This is a genomic window from Roseibium sp. FZY0029 (assembly GCF_036350355.1).
Classification (GTDB): Bacteria; Pseudomonadota; Alphaproteobacteria; order Rhizobiales; family Stappiaceae; genus Roseibium.
The window spans coordinates 55,501-72,068 of record NZ_JAZDVZ010000008.1 but is presented as its reverse complement, the minus strand read 5'-3'; the positions used below and the strand labels follow the sequence as shown (position 1 = coordinate 72,068).

15 protein-coding genes are annotated in these 16,568 nt (G+C 59.1%); 4 read left to right on the top strand and 11 right to left on the bottom strand.

Features of this window, described 5'->3' with window-relative positions; genetic code table 11:
• Nucleotides 1–50: 50 nt before the first annotated feature.
• From V1T76_RS21595 to V1T76_RS21560, 8 genes are all read right to left on the bottom strand, one after another.
• Entirely contained in the window at nucleotides 51–905 is an 855-nt protein-coding gene (locus V1T76_RS21595; RefSeq protein ID WP_330562756.1) for a transporter substrate-binding domain-containing protein, read from the bottom strand.
• Nucleotides 906–1,004: 99 nt separating this feature from the next.
• Complete coding sequence (locus V1T76_RS21590; protein ID WP_330562755.1) at nucleotides 1,005–1,679, bottom strand: GntR family transcriptional regulator; 675 nt, start codon at nucleotides 1,677–1,679, stop codon at nucleotides 1,005–1,007.
• 439 nt (nucleotides 1,680–2,118) lie between these two features.
• On the bottom strand, nucleotides 2,119–3,453 hold the full coding sequence (gene pglB, locus V1T76_RS21585) for a polygalacturonase PglB (RefSeq protein ID WP_330562754.1): 1,335 nt from the start codon (nucleotides 3,451–3,453) through the stop codon (nucleotides 2,119–2,121).
• A gap of 103 nt (nucleotides 3,454–3,556) precedes the next feature.
• Nucleotides 3,557–4,345, bottom strand: coding sequence for a glucosamine-6-phosphate deaminase (gene nagB, locus V1T76_RS21580; RefSeq protein WP_330562753.1), 789 nt, complete (start codon nucleotides 4,343–4,345; stop codon nucleotides 3,557–3,559).
• A 62-nt stretch (nucleotides 4,346–4,407) separates the two neighbouring features.
• Nucleotides 4,408–5,544 carry an ABC transporter ATP-binding protein gene (locus tag V1T76_RS21575; protein ID WP_330562752.1) on the bottom strand — a complete coding sequence of 379 codons (1,137 nt, stop codon included), beginning with the start codon at nucleotides 5,542–5,544 and terminating at the stop codon, nucleotides 4,408–4,410.
• A gap of 58 nt (nucleotides 5,545–5,602) precedes the next feature.
• Nucleotides 5,603–6,796 (bottom strand): Gfo/Idh/MocA family protein, encoded by a 1,194-nt coding sequence (locus V1T76_RS21570; protein ID WP_330562751.1) that lies wholly within the window; start codon nucleotides 6,794–6,796, stop codon nucleotides 5,603–5,605.
• Between the two features lie 95 nt (nucleotides 6,797–6,891).
• A complete protein-coding gene (locus V1T76_RS21565) occupies nucleotides 6,892–8,073 on the bottom strand; it encodes an ROK family transcriptional regulator (protein ID WP_330562750.1) in 1,182 nt (393 codons plus the stop codon).
• A 44-nt stretch (nucleotides 8,074–8,117) separates the two neighbouring features.
• Nucleotides 8,118–8,528 carry a hypothetical protein gene (locus tag V1T76_RS21560; RefSeq protein WP_330562749.1) on the bottom strand — a complete coding sequence of 137 codons (411 nt, stop codon included), beginning with the start codon at nucleotides 8,526–8,528 and terminating at the stop codon, nucleotides 8,118–8,120.
• Between V1T76_RS21560 and V1T76_RS21555 the strand changes: the two genes are divergently transcribed.
• Nucleotides 8,490–10,241, top strand: a complete 1,752-nt coding sequence (locus tag V1T76_RS21555) for a glycogen debranching protein (RefSeq protein ID WP_442970160.1) — start codon at nucleotides 8,490–8,492, stop codon at nucleotides 10,239–10,241. The genes V1T76_RS21560 and V1T76_RS21555 overlap by 39 nt on opposite strands.
• A gap of 74 nt (nucleotides 10,242–10,315) precedes the next feature.
• Here V1T76_RS21555 and V1T76_RS21550 read toward each other — a convergent pair whose 3' ends face one another.
• On the bottom strand, nucleotides 10,316–10,930 hold the full coding sequence (locus V1T76_RS21550) for a GNAT family N-acetyltransferase (RefSeq protein ID WP_330562747.1): 615 nt from the start codon (nucleotides 10,928–10,930) through the stop codon (nucleotides 10,316–10,318).
• A gap of 236 nt (nucleotides 10,931–11,166) precedes the next feature.
• Between V1T76_RS21550 and V1T76_RS21545 the strand changes: the two genes are divergently transcribed.
• From V1T76_RS21545 to V1T76_RS21535, 3 genes are all read left to right on the top strand, one after another.
• Complete coding sequence (locus tag V1T76_RS21545; protein ID WP_330562746.1) at nucleotides 11,167–12,501, top strand: extracellular solute-binding protein; 1,335 nt, start codon at nucleotides 11,167–11,169, stop codon at nucleotides 12,499–12,501.
• A 140-nt stretch (nucleotides 12,502–12,641) separates the two neighbouring features.
• Nucleotides 12,642–13,538, top strand: coding sequence for a carbohydrate ABC transporter permease (locus V1T76_RS21540; protein WP_330562745.1), 897 nt, complete (start codon nucleotides 12,642–12,644; stop codon nucleotides 13,536–13,538).
• Nucleotides 13,535–14,368, top strand: a complete 834-nt coding sequence (locus V1T76_RS21535; RefSeq protein ID WP_006938027.1) for a carbohydrate ABC transporter permease — start codon at nucleotides 13,535–13,537, stop codon at nucleotides 14,366–14,368. Before V1T76_RS21540 ends, V1T76_RS21535 begins: the two co-directional genes overlap by 4 nt.
• Nucleotides 14,369–14,744: 376 nt before the next feature.
• On the opposite strand, the gene V1T76_RS21530 is transcribed toward V1T76_RS21535, so the two are convergent.
• Together V1T76_RS21530 and V1T76_RS21525 are read right to left on the bottom strand one after the other, a co-directional pair.
• On the bottom strand, nucleotides 14,745–15,671 hold the full coding sequence (locus tag V1T76_RS21530) for an SMP-30/gluconolactonase/LRE family protein (RefSeq protein ID WP_330562744.1): 927 nt from the start codon (nucleotides 15,669–15,671) through the stop codon (nucleotides 14,745–14,747).
• The gene (locus V1T76_RS21525; protein WP_330562743.1) at nucleotides 15,671–16,435 is read right to left on the bottom strand and encodes a cytochrome b561 domain-containing protein; all 765 of its coding nucleotides are present in this window, start codon (nucleotides 16,433–16,435) and stop codon (nucleotides 15,671–15,673) included. The genes V1T76_RS21530 and V1T76_RS21525 overlap by 1 nt, the downstream gene beginning before the upstream one ends.
• Nucleotides 16,436–16,568 lie beyond the last annotated feature (133 nt).

Below are 16,568 nucleotides of genomic sequence, written 5' to 3'. Positions count from 1 at the left end.
TCAAAAACGTTCGGCCGGGGAATTCCCCGGCCGCCCGCGGTTTGACCGCGTTATTTGACGGGTGTCACGTCCGTGTTCACCCATTTCTCGGAGATCCGCTTGATCGTGCCGTCGGCGATTGCCTCGTCGATGGCCGTGTTCAGCATTTCCTTGAGTTTCGTGTCTTCCTTGCGCAGACCCGCGCCGGTGCCAAAGCCGAAGACGCCACCGACAAAGCCAGGTCCCGCAATTGTGTACTCTTCGAATTCTGGCTTTGCGAGGGTTGCCGCCAGGGCTGTCTGCTGGGCGAAAAGCGCATCGATGCGGCCAGCCGCCAGATCCAGATCGTGTTGTTCGGTCGTCTTGTATTCACGGATTTCAACCGTGTCGGCGAAATATTTCTTGACGAAATCTAGGTTGGTCGTTGCGGCCTGCACGCCGACAACCTTTCCCTTGAGCAACGGCTTCAGCTTTTCGATAGCCTCCAAGGCACCAGCATTGTCGTCGTCAAGCTTGAACTTCTCGCCTGTGAGGCCGAGTGCACCGAGTTCGCTATCCTTTGCAACGGCGAAGCCGGACGGGTCGACCGCATAGGGTTGCGTGAAGTCGATGGTCTCAAGCCGCTTTGTCGTAATGAACATGCTGGCCATGATGACGTCGAACTTGCCGACCGTCAGAGAGGGGATCAATCCATCCCAGTCCTGGGCGATAATGGTGCATTTGACCTTCATGCGAGCGCAAAGATCGTTTGCCAGATCGATTTCAAGGCCGTCCAGCTTGCCCTCCGCCGTGGTGAAGTTCCAGGGAGCGTAAGCCCCTTCAGTGGCGATCGTGATCTCGGTGGGCGCGCTTTGCGCCATGGCAGCGGGGCCAAGGGCGAGTGTCGATAAAGCAGCCGCGATCGCGGCCATGCGACGGATCGTCATGACGTGAAGTCCTTCCTCTATTTCAATGCCGATGGTTCGGCGGTTCCCCTCGCCCGTGCCGAATGTGTCCCCGGCTTTGGGCTATCCGTCCGGCGCGCTTCAGCGCCGGGCGGGACTTGCGTATTCGATGAGCAATGGTGCCGTGCCGAGAATGTGCTCCCTCATCACCGCCTCGGCATGAGCTGCATCACCGGATTTCAGGGCCTCAATCAGGTTTTCATGTTCCTGACGGGCAGAGAGTGGTTTGGTCACAAAATCGAACCAGATCCGCATGTAGGGTTCGATGACCAGATGAAGAGCGGAAATCTGACGAATGAGTTTGGGGCGGCCACTCAGACCGTAGATATAGGCATGAAACTCCTGATGCCTCGACACCCATTCGTTGCTACCGCTCTGGCCAGAACGCTCCATTCGGTCGAGCAGCAACTCCAGTTCCTCGAGCGTGTCGGCATTCATCTGCGGCATGGCAAGCCGCACCGCCAGACCTTCCAGAACGGATCGAATTTCAAAGGTTTCGCAGATTTCATCGGCCGTCAGACCGGCCACGACGCAACCGCGGTTCGGGCGCAGCGTGACGAGGCCATCGGAAGCAAGCCGGCGGAAAGCCTCGCGAACAGGCATCCGGCTCATGCCGATTTCATTGGCTATTTCTTCGGGGATCAGCCGGTCCCCCGGCTTATACCGCCCGCACCGTAGCGCCGACTGCAAATGGAGATAGGCCTCCTCCTCAGCGGTGGAGGCTTTCAGGTCGGCCGGTGAAGGCGAAAGTGCCATTTCTGCTCCATTGGATTTTTGTATCCACTCATACAAACATCCAGTTTCACAGAGGTCAAGCGTTTTGGGCCAGAGGATTTCCGGTCGATGTCAGAAGGCATTCGAAGGGAAATGCCGCTATCCGGGACGGGCGTGTCTAGCAGTCTGTCAAATTAACTTAGCCCCGGCTTCCGGCAATTGATAAGCTGAACCCGCATGTGGCGCTTGAGCACATAGCGTCCGCCCAGAAACTGAAACGTCAGACCGAGGATGACCTCAAAAGCGGCTGCTTGAGAAGCAGATGATCAATCAGATGGTTGGGAGGCGCGCGAGGTTCCGAAGAGCTGCCGGAATGTAAGGAAAGCTTTCGCGGAACGTCGCGCCGCGCCCGGCTTTCGTCTCTCCGGCATTGGTATCCTGGCATAAACCGACCAAGGCATGCGCTACCCTGGCCCGAACCCTAGAGCGGCGTTTTCGAAGCCGTAACCTGTTGCTGCCGGTTCCAGCCGGCAGGCAAGGGCTCTGGCCGCTCGATCCGGACATCTTCACACTGAAGGCTGTCTACATTGAGGGCAAAAAGACCCGGCAGACCGTCCGGATAGGCGAAAAGGCCTAGCACCGCACCCGACGCGTCCTTGACGTAGGCATTGGCGCGGCCGCTCACATCCTCTGCCAGGGCAAGGTCATGAGCGGTCGGGCGCAGATCGTAGCGCTCACCTGTGCCAAGCAGACCGGGCCGCTGCTGAAGATTGATCCGGCGTAACACAAGGCCTTTGATTCCGGCATTGCCGAGTGCAGCAAGATTGACAGCGCCTTCCATGGTGCCGGAAATATCTTCAAAAAGAACGTCAGAGACCGCCCCGGCGGGCGCTTCGGGACGACGATCAAGAACATTGACGGTTATTGCCTCGCCGGAGCCCCAGAAGCCGTCCCGGGTTTCATGGCACTCGACCCTTATGCGCCGGAACGTGACACCGTCAATCTCACCGCCGTCGCGCGAGAAAATGCCCAATGCCCGGTTGGACGAAACGACGTCGCAGTCTGCGAATTCTATGTCTTTAAAATCGGAAAAAGATTCCGTTCCTATTTTCAGAGCGCAGCTTTGGCTCTCTATCCGGCATTTCCGAATACGAATGGACCGGCATGGCCCGGTGGGCACACCGCTCGCCCGCCGGGTTGTCTTTAGCACGATGCCGTCGTCGGCAGTTGCGATGTTGGTGTTCTCGATGTCCACGTTGCTGCAGGAATCGATGACGATGCCATCCGTGTTCGGCATCAACCGGTCGTTTTCAATAGTGACCCGAGCTATGCCAACCTGCTCGCAAGCGATGAAATGCAAGGTCCACATCGGCGAATTGCAAATGGTAATGTCTTCGATGTGCACATCCCGGCAGCCGTCAAACACCATCACACGGGGACGCAGGCGTGCGGGCAAATGCGTTCCCATGTCGTCAAGCTCGCCGGCAATGAAGTCGGCACCCGGCGCCTCGATGACACCCTTGCCGGTAATGCGAATGCCTTTGACGTCCTTGGCAACCAGCATCGCCCGATCCGAGTCCTCGGCAACGACATCGACCGTGGTGGAGGCATAAGCGGCATAGTCGCCGGATGGTTTGAGGACTGCGCCTTCGCAGAGATGAAGATGCACTCCGCTGCGCAACACGAGGCCGCCGGTCTGATAAACACCGGTTTCCAGAACGAGACGCTGACCTCTCTCGCTGGCCTGGTCGAGAGCAGCCTGAAGGCGAGCCGTCGCATCGCCTTCCTGTGAATTGAATATGATGTCATGCGTCATGATGAATGAGGTTCCGTGCAGCTAGGGCGCCCGCAGGCACATTCTGTTCATCAAGCACGTTGCTGCCTCCCGGCCGTGCGCAGTGCTTTTTTCAAGACCGGCTTCAACGGGTCTCTATCTGAGCCGGGGCACCATCGGGATGAACCCGTTGATAATAGTCGACAAGTTGCAAACCGGCCGCCGCCTCCCGGTCGAGCAGCATGGTCGCGTGCCTGTGCAGTTGCAGCGCGGACGCCGGACAGGTCGCCGCAAGCGGTCCCTCGATGGCCTTTGCAACCGGCTCCGCTTTCGACGCCCCGATTGCCAGAAGAACGCAGTGCCGTGCGTCGAGGATTGTCCCGATCCCCATGGTCAGCGCGTAATGCGGCACGTCTTCCAACCTGTCGAAAAACTGCGCATTCGCCTCTCGCGTATCTGCCGTCAGGGTTTTCACTCTCGTGCGGGAAGACAAGCTCGACGTCGGTTCGTTGAAGCCGATATGTCCGTTTCGGCCGATCCCAAGCAACTGAAGATCAATTCCGCCAGAGGCCGCGATGGCTGCCTCATAGCGCAGGCATTCCGCCTCAGCGTCTTCACAGTCGCCTCTCGGCAGATGTATTTTCGCCAGATCGATGCCGACCCGGCTGAACAGACGCTGACGCATATACGTGTGATAACTCGCCGGATGCTCCGGCGGCAGGCCGAGATATTCGTCGAGGTTGAAACTGCTGACATCGGCAAAGGAGACCGCCGTCGCCCGCACACCATCTGCCACCTGGTCGTAAACGGCTTCCATCGTGCCGCCCGTGGCAAGACCGAGAACGGCGTCAGGCTTCAGCCGCACCTGGTCAAGCACAAGGCGCGCTGCTGCCGCGATGGCATCCTTGGCGTCAGGAAAAATCAGAACTTTCATTCACGGTCCTCATGGCCGGCTCCGGCAGGAGCCGGGTGACTTCGACAATCCACATCGGAGTGTCAAACGGCTGCGGCAACAGGCAAGGACGGATCCATTTCACTCGCATCAACGCGGCGTTCCAGGGCCTTGCCGTCGCCATCGAAGAGATGACAGTCGCTTCCCTTGAGGCCGACGGTCTGCGGCACGCCAGCCTTTGCCGGTACCATGCTGTGGAAGAGCGAGGTGAAAGTCTCATCGCTGCCTTCGATGGATGCATAGACAAGCGTGTGGATGCCGAGATGCTCGATCACGGTTGGCATGACCTGAAGCTCAGCCTCTCCCTGCCCCAGCAACAGATGTTCCGGCCGAATGCCCAAGGTCAGCGATGCGCCCTGAAGGTCTCCACGAACCTCCACCGGAACCGTGAGCTTCGAGCCGTTGGCAAGTGCCACGGTTGCACCGCTTTCGTCGCAGGCGGTGCAGGTGACCGGCAGAAGGTTCATCTTCGGATTGCCGATGAACTGCGCAACGAAGAGATTGGCAGGCTTGTGGTAAAGCTCTAGCGGTGACCCGACCTGACTGATCGAGCCCTGGTCGAGAACGACGATCCGGTCCGCCATGGTCATCGCCTCGACCTGATCGTGCGTGACGTAGATCATCGTTGCGCCAAGGTCATTGTGGAGCTTGGACAGCTCGATGCGCATCTCGGCCCGGAGCGCTGCATCGAGATTGGAAAGCGGCTCGTCGAAGAGGAAGACGGAGGGCTCTCGCACGATCGCCCGGCCGATGGCGACGCGCTGCCGCTGCCCGCCCGAAAGCTGGCCGGGCTTGTGCTTGAGCCGCTCATCGAGTTTCAGGATGGCCGAAACGCGGCGTACCTTGCGGTCGATCTCGTCTTTCGGCAGCTTGTCGACGCGCAGCGGAAAGGCGATGTTCTCATAGACCGACATATGCGGATACAGCGCGTAGGACTGGAACACCATCGCGATGCCGCGCTTGGCCGGCTCAAGTCCGTTGACCACCTTGCCGTCGATCTTCACATCGCCTGCGGTGATTTCTTCAAGGCCTGCGATCATGCGCAACAACGTCGACTTGCCGCAGCCGGACGGCCCCACGAAAACGACGAATTCGCCGTGGTTGATCGCCATAGAGACGCCTTTTATGACTTCGAACTTGCTGAAGGCCTTACGCACATCAACCATTTCAAGCATTCCCATGACTCAACTCCGTCATCGTTTCATGATGCAGGCGCGCTCTTTCCAGAGGCGATTGGCATCAGCTCTTCGCTGTCAGCCCGTAGCTGTCGAATTGGTCCCAGACCGCCCCCATATCGACGACCGAACGATTGCGGCGCGCCTCGTCAATCTTGATCGCCGTTAGCCCCGCCTCGAGCGCATCGAGCACGGTCACCTTCAGCGGCACGCCCCGGTCGAGAAATGCCGCGATGTCGGCCGCCATCTGGTCGTCTGCGCCGGAATGGTTGTCTCTGCCCGTACCGACGCTCGGTTCTTCGAGAAGCGTCTGTGATGTCAGGGCATCGGTCAGCTTGAAGGTGCATCGGACGAAGTCGCCCTCCGCCATGCCCCTTGTGCCGATCACCGCGAACCGGCGGAACTCATCGGGCACATTCATGTTGGTGTGAAAGGCCATGGTCGCGCCGTCCTCGTATTCGATCAGCGCCGTCTGGTAATCGATGATGTCCGCGTCGCTCTCGAATTCTGAGGACGCACCGCCCCAACGCGGTTCGAACGGATAGACCCGATTGCCGCGCGAAGGTTCAGCGCGCAGTGCAAGCGCCCTGTAATCCGGAAGTTCATCCGGCTTGTTCTCAGGAAGGAAGCTTTTCCGGCCGCCGAAGCTTGAGACATATTTTGCGCGCCTGCCGACAACGCCCTGATAGAGGTCGAGGTCATGGCAGCACTTTTCCAGCATGAAACCGCCGGAATACTTGACGTAACGACGCCAGTCCCGCATGAAGAAGCTGCCGTGATACGGAGCGATGTGTTCCGAGGCCTCTATCGAAACAATCTTTCCGAGCTGGCCTTTGGCCTGGGCCTCCTTCAGCATCTGGTAGAGCGGCGCGTATCGCAGGACGAGGCCGATCATCAGGCGCTGCATGCCGTCGTGAGCACGCATCAGTTCCAGAAGTTCGAAGGTTTCCGCCTCACTGATGACAACGGGCTTCTCGGTAAAGATATAGGGAACCGCGGATTTGAGCGCCGTCCGCAGGTGGCCGATATGCATGTGGTTCGGCGAGCCGATCATCAACATGTCCAGCGCTTCGCCGTCGAGCATCTCCTCAAGAGTTTCATAGCCGTTCAGCGTGGTTCCGAGGCTGGTCTCCAGGAAAGAGAGCCCAGCCGGTGCGGGATCGGCGTATGCTGCGAATTCCAGATCAGCTTTCTGTGCCTTCAGGCAGCGTGCCACATGTGACATTCTCGACCCGAGACCGACGATACCGACTTTCATTTTTCCATTTTCCCAGTGCTTTGCGCTTCAGGTGAGGCTGCAAACCCGCGCTCTTCGAAGGAGTGCGTCCCGCCCCGGATCCCAGTCTGTTTGGTCTACACCTCTCCTAGATCGACCCCGAAAAGCTCTTCATGCATATGTGCAACCGCAATCCCCATGCCGCCGATGAGAGCGGCCCGGTTGCCGAAGCGGCTGATTTCGATCCGGGTCGGATAGGGAGTGCAGCGCGGCAGATAGCGGCGGATGGCCTCCACCAATTCCGGCCGCGCGCCGATGCTGCCGCCCATGATTACCAGTTGCGGATCGAGCGTGGCGCCAACGGCGGCAATGGCAAGCGCGGTCAACCGCGCCGTTTCCTCGACCGCCGCAATGGCGCTGTGATCGCCCTTCTCGAAGGCGACGAAGAGGTCGGCGACGCTTGCCCCTTCCTGCCCGCCAAAACCGACGTAGCGCCGGGCCATCGCCACACTGCCGACGGCACTTTCGAACGTTCCGAGATGAAAACCGCCCGGGTCGAACGGATCTCCACCGATAGGAAGGTAGGAGATTTCACCCGCGGCCCCGCGCCCACCCCGCAACAGGGACCCATTGGCGATGATGCCCATGCCCGTTCCGGTACCGAGTGCGATGAAAGCAAAGTTGCCGACGTCGACACCATGTCCCTTCCAGCGCTCGCCTTCCGCGGCAAGATTGACGTCGTTTTCGATGATTGCCGGAATGCCGAGCCTGTCTGTCAGCAGCTGGCGCAGATCGATATTCTCGATTCCGGCAATATTGGGCGCAACATGGATGTGGCCCGTGGCGGGATCGAGCACACCCGGCGTCCCGAGGACGACCATCCGGACCTTGGCCATTTCAACGCCCGCCATCTCCGTAAGGTCGCTGATAACCGCCTGGAACTGATCGACAAGATGGATACCACCGCGTGCATCGGTCGGCACTTTCGTCTCGGCGATGATGTTTCCAAGAAGATCTCCAATCGCAGCCGCGATCTTTGTGCCTCCCAGATCGATGGAAATGGCGAGCCCTGCGCTGGCATTCAGCTCGTAGGTGATGGCCGTGCGTCCGGGGCGTCCGTCGGTCTTGCCCACCGGCCTCAACCAGCCATCTGCCTCCAGATCTCGCACGACATCGGAAATCGTCTGTTTGGAAAGTCCGGTGAACTTGGCGATATCGGCCCGGGAAATCGGGCCCTGCGCCAGAACGGTCCGGATCACCGCATTGGTCGAAATTTTGCGCGCAATCGGTGTCTGCGCAACAGAAGACGTGATGGCCATCGTTCTGTGGTGATCTCCCAATTAGTCCAGCACCTATACCTAATTCAGATATGAGTACCTAAAATTTCGCCGAAATCAGCAATTTCAAAACCACTCAAGCGGGTTTCTTCAATATTGGCTAGCGTTTTTAAATCTATTTGTCCACCGCCTTGACAAATTAATTCCCAATTCGCTAGGCTCTCCTCATTCTGTTGCAACGCGACGAGGTTCGCCATGCAGGCAATGAGAGACGTCAGAGCTTCTGCACCGGTCGATGCGCCAGCAAACGGCGCACGCACCGCTGCGTTGGGCATGGCTTCCCGTTTGCCGGCGATGATCGAGGCAACCCCTCTTGCGTGCGCGCTCAAACAGTCAGCGACTGCCGCCGGCTCAGCCAATCCTCCATCCAACGTCAGAGCACCAGCGACCCCATCATGATGACGCCGACGCCACAGGGTGAAATCGCCACCCAGCATCCCGTTCTCCTGCCGATCATGGCGCCGCGCCTGCAGGCCGACCTGCATCCCGATGGCTATGTCGATCTCGCACTGTGGGGGTCCGGCAGCCTGGGGAGAGTTCGGTTCTCGGCTTTGCCCGGCCCCTATGTCTATGGACCGAACCGGCTGATCGCGAAGTCGGGCGGTAGCTACGTCGCCCAGTCAAAGCCGATCATGCTTTTGCAGAACGTCAAGCTGAAGACCATCCATCCGGCTCGCCGCTGCGCCTGGTGGCACGAACTGGATGGTAAAGGCGTAAAGGCCAAGGTCACGAAATCAAAAACCCAGCGCACCATCGAACTCGATTGGGGTGTCGTTATCATCGAAACAGGCGAAAACGACCTCCGGATTGCCGTGGGCGCTTCGATGGACGAGGCAAAAGGCGCACTCGCTCTTTCCAATGACGAGATCGTTGCAGAAGCCGAGGCCTATGCGGCGCGATGCGATGCCGTTCCGGAGGCAGATCCTCTGATGCGCAGCATGGTGATGCAGGGCGTTCATGCTGCTCTATCCAGCATCCGGCAGGACGACAAGGGGGCTTTTGCCGGCCTTGCTGCGGGACAGGCCTACAGCGCACCGGCGCGCACCTATTACCGCGACGGCTACTGGACCATGCAGCCGCTTCTGACACTTGCCCCGGAAGCAGTGCGCGAGGAAATTCGCCTGCTTGCCAAGGGCGTCCAGCCTGACGGCGAAGCCCCGAGCGGCGTTATCCTGACGGGACCCGCGCAATCCGAAGCATGGCAGCGGTTCGTCGCTGAATGCCGGGCCAACCCGGAAAGGCGCGGAAAAGCATTCCCCGAACATCACAATCGTCCCGGGGATTGGTGGAGCGACCATTTCGACAGCCCGCTCTTCTTCATTCTCTTCATAAGCGAATATGTGGACGCGACGGGAGACATCGCCGAGGCGAAGATGCATTGGCCGATCGTGAAGGCCATCATCAACCGCTATCTCGGCTTTGCAGCACCGGGAAGCGTTCTGCCCCTGAAGCCGCGCAACGACCGCGACTGGGCGGACAACGTTTTCCGTGAAGGCCTTGTTTCCTACGACCTTGGTCTGTTCGTCGGTGCGCTTGATGCGGTTGCCAAGCTCGGCAAGGAACATGATCCGGAACTGGCAGAAAAAGCCCGCGAAACCGCCAAGAAGGCCCGCGCCGAAATCGAGGACGGTCTTTTTGTTGCCGAACGCAACGGTTATGCCGACTACAAGACGCCAGACGGCTTCATCGAAGATCACCTTGTCCTCGACAGCCTGACGCTCTCCCGGTTTGACGCAATTTCAGCCGAACGGGCAAAAGGCCTTCTGAAGGCTTTTGAAAAAAATCTGGAAACTAGGAACAACACGGAACAGCCCTACGGCGACTGGGGCGTCATGTGCGCGTATCCGCCCTTCAAGCGAGCGCGGGACACCCGCTCAAAGACCGCTTTTGCCTTCCGCTATCACAACGGTTCGGACTGGCCCTATTGGGATGGTGCCTATGCGGAAGAGCGGCTGCACCACGGCCTTGGCGGTGCACGGTATGCCCTGACCCGGTGGTGGGAAACCTGCCTTGCCAACGGCTGGGCCGGGGCGGTGGAATATTTCGCGCCGCCCTATGGCCGCGGCTCTCTGCTTCAGGGGTGGAGCGCCATGCCCGCCGCCACGGTTCTCAAACACGGCCTTGAAGCCGCCAATGCGGAGGGCTCATGATCCTCAGTGCACCTATCGTATCCGACAAGGGCCTGGACTTCCCGCCGAAGCAACCGCTGCCTCAGCGGACAGCCTCAGCGGCCAAGACGGCGGGCAAACAGCACGTGGCCGTCGCGGCTGATGTCTTTAAAGCCGAGGTGGCTGTAGAAGCCTTTCGCCCGCTCGTTCTGCGGATGAAGTCCGAGATGAACACCCGGCGCTCCGGCTTTCGCCAGCGCATCCAGCACCGTGTCGATCATTCTCCGACCCCAGCCGGAAGACTGGGCTCCCGGCAGAATGTTGATGTGCAGATGGGCAGGATAGTCCGCCAGCAGCCATTGCGGCGTTCTTTCCGGATGGTTGATCCGGTGGAAGGCTTTCGCGTCATCACGCAGCTTCGGCGTCATATCCGCAATCATGCGGCGAATGTCCGGCCACCAGTGCTGCTCCAGCGTTTCCTCGAAACGGGCGGTGTCCGGCGCTCCGAGCACGTAGCCGATGGTTCGCCCGTTCTCGACAAGCACGAAGGCGCACTCCGGCTCGAACTTGAAGTAGGGCACGGACCAGACGTAGCCCGGCAGGCGCTTGTCGCTGAAAAACGCGCTGCCATCGGTGCCGCCGTCTGCAGTCTTCAGACAGATGTCAAAGAGGGCGTCGAGGTCATCCTCGGTCGCCGGACGGATGAGGCGGTTGTCGGCTGTGGCGTTCATGGTGTCGTTGACCTCATTGCCGGCTCTCGGCCAGCTCGCATCATCGAATTGGGGGCCCCAAGCGAATGCCCTCGGACCGAGGGATGCGGAAGTGCAAAAGGAGTGTGGCAGAGCACTACATGAATTCGCCGGAGTGGTAAAGCTCCGGCAAAACAGGACGTTCGGCACTGGACGACAAGGCCAGGCCGATCGGGGGAAGCAAGCTAACCGCAATAACAACCGGAGAGGACAATCCCATGTTTCGACGTATGATATCCTGCAGTATGCCACCAGCAATCCGAAGATCAGCAGTGCTGGCCGGTGTTGCCGTTATCGGCTTCAGCCTTTCAGGAATGGTGCAGGCTGAAACGCTGACGGTCTGGGACGACCATGATTCTGAATCGCGCGCCGCAGTGATGGCTGAACTGAACGGTCGCTTCAAGGAAGCCCATCCGGACATCACGCTTGACCACACGATCCGTGACTTCGCGGACCTGAACATGACCCTGAAACTGGCGGTGTCCTCCGGCGATGGTCCGGATGTGACGAAGGTGAACCAGGGCGCCGGCGCCATGGGTCTCATGGTCAAGGAAAACCTCCTCGTCCCGGTGGATGACTTCATCGCCGAATACGGCTGGGACAAGAACCAGTCGGACAGCCTTCTGGCCCGCGACCGTTGGTCGGACAAGGGCGAATTCGGTGTCGGCCCGACCTACGGCATCTCGTCCCTCGCTGAAATCGTTGGTCTTTACTACAACGAAAAAGTACTCGCCGACGCAGGTGTCGAACTGCCGCTGACCTCCTTCGAAGACCTCATGGCCGCCGCCGACAAGATCAAGGGCGCCGGCAAGACGCCTTTCATGATCGGCACGGCCAAGGGCCACCTGACGCTGCACATGCTTGCCGGCATCACCCAGGCGCATATCGACGCTTCCGATCGCGAGGCGCTCGATGATCTCGTTTACGGCCATGGCGGCACCTTCAACACGCTCGGCAATGTGGAATCGGCCAAGATTGTCCAGGATTGGGCACAGGACGGCTATTTCTTCAACGGCTACCAGGGCATCTCCGGCGATGATGCCGTTCAGCTCTTCGTCTCCGGCGAAGGCGCTTTCCTGATTTCCGGCACCTGGTACTTTGGCGACATGAAAGCCAATCCGGATATCCATTTCATGCCGATCCCGGGCCCCGAGGGCGTAGAGCATCCTCTCTCCGTTGGCGGTGTCGACCTTGCATGGGCAATCACCAGCATCGCCAAGGATGACAACACCAAGGCGCTTGCAGGCGAATACATCAACTACATGGTGTCCGAGGACGCAGCGGTCACATGGGCGAAGGCCGGCTACCTGCCTGCTTCCTCCGTTCCCGCCGATGCCGACATCGAGGTCACGCCGCTGCTGTCGGAAGGCATCAAGATCTGGAAGTCGCTCAACGAGAACAACGCGATCGGTCACTACCCGGATTGGGCGAGCCCGACCATGCTGAAGACCTTCGACGACAACACGCCGTTGCTGCTCGCCGGTCAACAGACCCCGCAGGAGTTGATCGACAAACTCGATGCCGACTATCAGGCATACATGAAGAGCAAATAATCCTGGTAGCTGCAGACCTGACAAGCCTCGCCATGGCTTGATCAGGCCCTGCAACCAAAAATGTTTCCCGCCGCGATCATCTGTCGGATAGACGCGGCGGGAGCCCCGCCAGCTAATCGTCACTGCATTGGAACGCCTGTATGTCGCGCTCACCGCTCGATTCCAAAGTCAGCAGCAATCTCGTCTTCATTCTGCCGGGACTGCTGATCTATGGATCCCTGGTTTTTGGCCCCATCATCGCGGCACTCGTTCTCAGCATGACAAGCTGGAATGGTATCAGCGCTCCGGAATGGATCGGATTTGGCAACTATGTCAGCCTGATCGCAGATGAAGTTTTCTTCAAGTCGTTAAAGAACAACGCTCTCTTGATGATTTTCTACTGCGCTGTTCCGGTCTGCCTCGGCGTCGCGCTGGCGGCCCTGGTTTGGAACCTGAAACAGAAGGAACAGCTCGCGCTGCGCACGCTTCTGTTTCTGCCCTATATCATGCCGACCGCTGTTCTCGGCATCATCTGGCACTGGCTCTACAACCCCGCATTCGGTCCCTTCAATCAGGCCCTGAAGCTCGTCGGCCTCGGCGACTATGCCCTTCCCTGGCTCGGTGACTTCACTTTCGTTCTTCCGGCGGTTGGCATCGTTGCAAGCTGGTATTTCTTCGGTTTCTGCATGGTGCTGTTTCTGTCCGGCATGCAAAGGATCGACCCCTCACTGTTCGAAGCCGCCAAAGTGGACGGCGCCAAGGGCATCCGCACCTTCTTCTTCATCACCCTGCCGCTGTTGCTTCCGGAGATCCGCATCGCGCTGCTGCTCACGATCATCTCCTCGATCAAGAGCTTCGACCTGATCTTCACGATGACCCGTGGCGGGCCCGCCAACGCAACACTTGTGCCCAATATCTACATGTATCAGCTCGGCTTTCAGCTCAACCGCTACGGATATGCGGCGGCGGTCGCCATCGTTGGCGCAATCCTGATTTTCGTTGTCAATTATGCGGTCCACCGGCTGGTTCGACCCAATCACGGAGGAGATGCGTCATGAGCCAGTCATCGGGTCTCAACACAACCGCCTGGCCGATGCGCATCATCCTGTGGCTGTTCGCGCTGATGACGGTGATCCCCTTCGGCCTTCTGATCCTGACCTCGCTGAAGAGCCGGCCGGACCTCTTGCAGGGCGCGTTCGTCCTTCCCGAATATCCCCATTTCGAGAATTACGTCAGCGCCTGGATCGACGGACATTTCAACGTCTACTTCCAGAACTCCGTGCTCGTCGTCTTGCCTGTCGTCACCATCAGTATCGCTCTTGGCACCCTGACCGGCTTCGGCTTCGCCTTTCTCAGTTTTCCATTCAAGCGCACCCTCTTCGTGATGATGACGATCGGGATGATGGTGCCGACAGAAGCCTTCATCATTCCGCTCTACTACGAGATGCGCTACACGGGCCTTATCAACACCTACGCAGCATTGATCCTGCCGCAAATCGCGATGTCGATACCATTCGCGACCATCTTCATGGCCAGCGCCATGCGACAATTGCCGCAGGAAATCCTGGAAGCGGCCGTGCTCGACGGCGCAAAGCGCAGCTATATTTTGCGCCGGGTCATCCTGCCGCTGATGGTGCCGGCGATGTCGACGCTCGCGCTGTTCCTCTTCATCTGGACCTGGAACGAGTTTCTCATTCCGCTGATCCTGGTCAACGACGACAGTTTCCGCACATTGCCCATCGGCATGCTGTTCTTCCAGGGTCGCTACACGGTGAACACCCCGGTGCTGACCGCCGGCGCGGTCATCGTGATCGCACCGCTGATCCTCGCCTATCTGATTTTCCAGCGGAAATTCATTTCAGGCCTGACAGCAGGCGCGACCAAGTAGAGGACACGGCGCCGTCATCGATTTTTGAGTCAGAACGCTCGGAAACCAGGTATGCAAAAGCTTTCCGCCACGAAAGACGCACCGCCTGAATTTCCAGAGCGTTCTGAGCTGAGTTGTTCCAGGGATTATCCCGCTTGCGGGACAGATGGCCGCGAGACAATACGAAGACCTTCAGAGATCAATCAGCAATAACAGCGGCATCTTAACGGCAGCGGGCCATCGAACCGGTCTACCGACATGCTGGACGAGACAAGGGACCGTGTTCGCCACGGGCTCTGGCAAGTGTCCCAACCACCGTACATTCCCTAGCTGCACCCGATCGAACTCCCAAAAGGCCGGAAGCAGCAAAATTCAACTGCAATCCAGAACATGCCTCCTATCTGGGAATCCCGTTTACATTGAGAAAGACCGAATAAAGAGATGTCGTCCCGGTGATGAAGAGCCGGTTGAGCTTGGCCCCGCCGAAGCAGACGTTGCTGACGATTTCCGGGATATGCACCTTGCCGATCAAGGTTCCCTGACTGTTCAGACAGTGCACTCCATCGGCGGCCGAGGTCCATATGCGGCCGGACCGGTCCAATCGAAATCCATCGAAGAAACCGTTCGTGCAGGTCGCCAGCACGTCGCCCCCTCGCAGAGACTTGCCGTCATCGGCAACCTCGAACTTCCGAATGTGGGCCGGCCCGTTTTTCTGGTGGGTGCCGCCTGTGTCCGCAATGAAGAGGTGCCGCTCATCGGCCGAGAACGCCAGACCGTTCGGTTTGACGAAATCCGTTGCAACAGTGGTGACGTCTCCCGTCTCGGGATCTGCGCGATAGACGTGGCACGCGCCGATTTCGCTTTCCGCGCGGTCTCCCTCATAATCCATCATGATCCCGTAGGAGGGATCGGTGAACCAGACCGAACCATCGGATTTCACGACGACATCGTTTGGCGAATTGAGGCGCTTTCCGTTCCAGTGTGATGCGATGACGCTGATCGATCCGTCATGATCTGTTCTTGTCACACGCCGCGTCTGGTGTTCGCATGAAACCAGCCGCCCTTGCGTGTCGACCGTGTTGCCGTTGGCGTTGTTGGAGGGGGAGCGGAACACCGACACGGAGCCATCCGTCTCGTCCCACCTCATCAGCCGGTTGTTGGGAATGTCGGACCAGACCAGATATCGTCCGGCCGGAAACCAGGCTGGTCCTTCCGACCAGCGAGCGCCGGTCCACAGGCGCTCCACACGCGCATGTCCGATGAAACAGTCTTCGAATTCCGGCTCGATGACTTCAAAGCCTGTGCCTTCCAAAACACCAAACATCACATATCCCGTTTCTTGCTGTAGATTGCCGCCCTTGCTGCATGAGCGGGCTTTTCGGCCCAGTTTCCCGGATGGACCGGGTCAGGTCCCCAGATCGCCTGATAGGTATCGACCGCCCAGCCTTTGCGTTGCAGCACAACCGCAGCGGCCGTCAGTCCTGTCCACCAGAGCGACAACACGAGCCACATCCATCGCGGCGCATTTGTTGCCCAAAGTCCGCTGGCGACTGCTCCCATCATCATGAAGAGAGCAAGGTAGCCGAAGATTTTGTGAAAACTTTCAAAAAGTTGCCGTCGGAGTGTCATGTCATAATGATCGCCTCGCAGGGAACCGTCTGGCGCTGGACTGGTCGGGCCGCCTTTCGTGCCGCGCAAGAGGCCCGACAGGCCCTGAAAGCATCCGAGTGCAAGCACGCAATAACCGAAGGAACGGTGCATCTGTTCATGGCCCGTGTTCTGACCGGACAGCAGAGCAAGGCCGAAGCCAACTGCTGACAGAACCAGAACCGCGCTCTGCCCCATCCAGTGACAGCGCCACCACGTCTTGTTATCCAGCTCCCTGGGCCAGCTCTGCGACGGCAGAACCTTGAGATAGCGCGCTGTCAGGATCGCCAGCGGTGCGAGGATCCCCCAGCCGAGCACCATGGTGCGGGCGTGCCAGGACAGGGTAAGCCCGACATCGTGGGCTCTGGCCGGATCTACCAGGGAGAGCAGCCACTCCGGCATCATCGATTGATCGTCCCGGCCGTCCAGATCGGCCCGCAAACAACGTCGTCTTTGCTAATCAAATTCCCAATCATCGCCCGGCCGACATTCAGGTCCGGCTCCGCGGTTGGAGACCAATGCGCGTGAAAACTGGCGAAAGCGCGATTGAAATGGGTGAAGCGGGCCTTTCGGC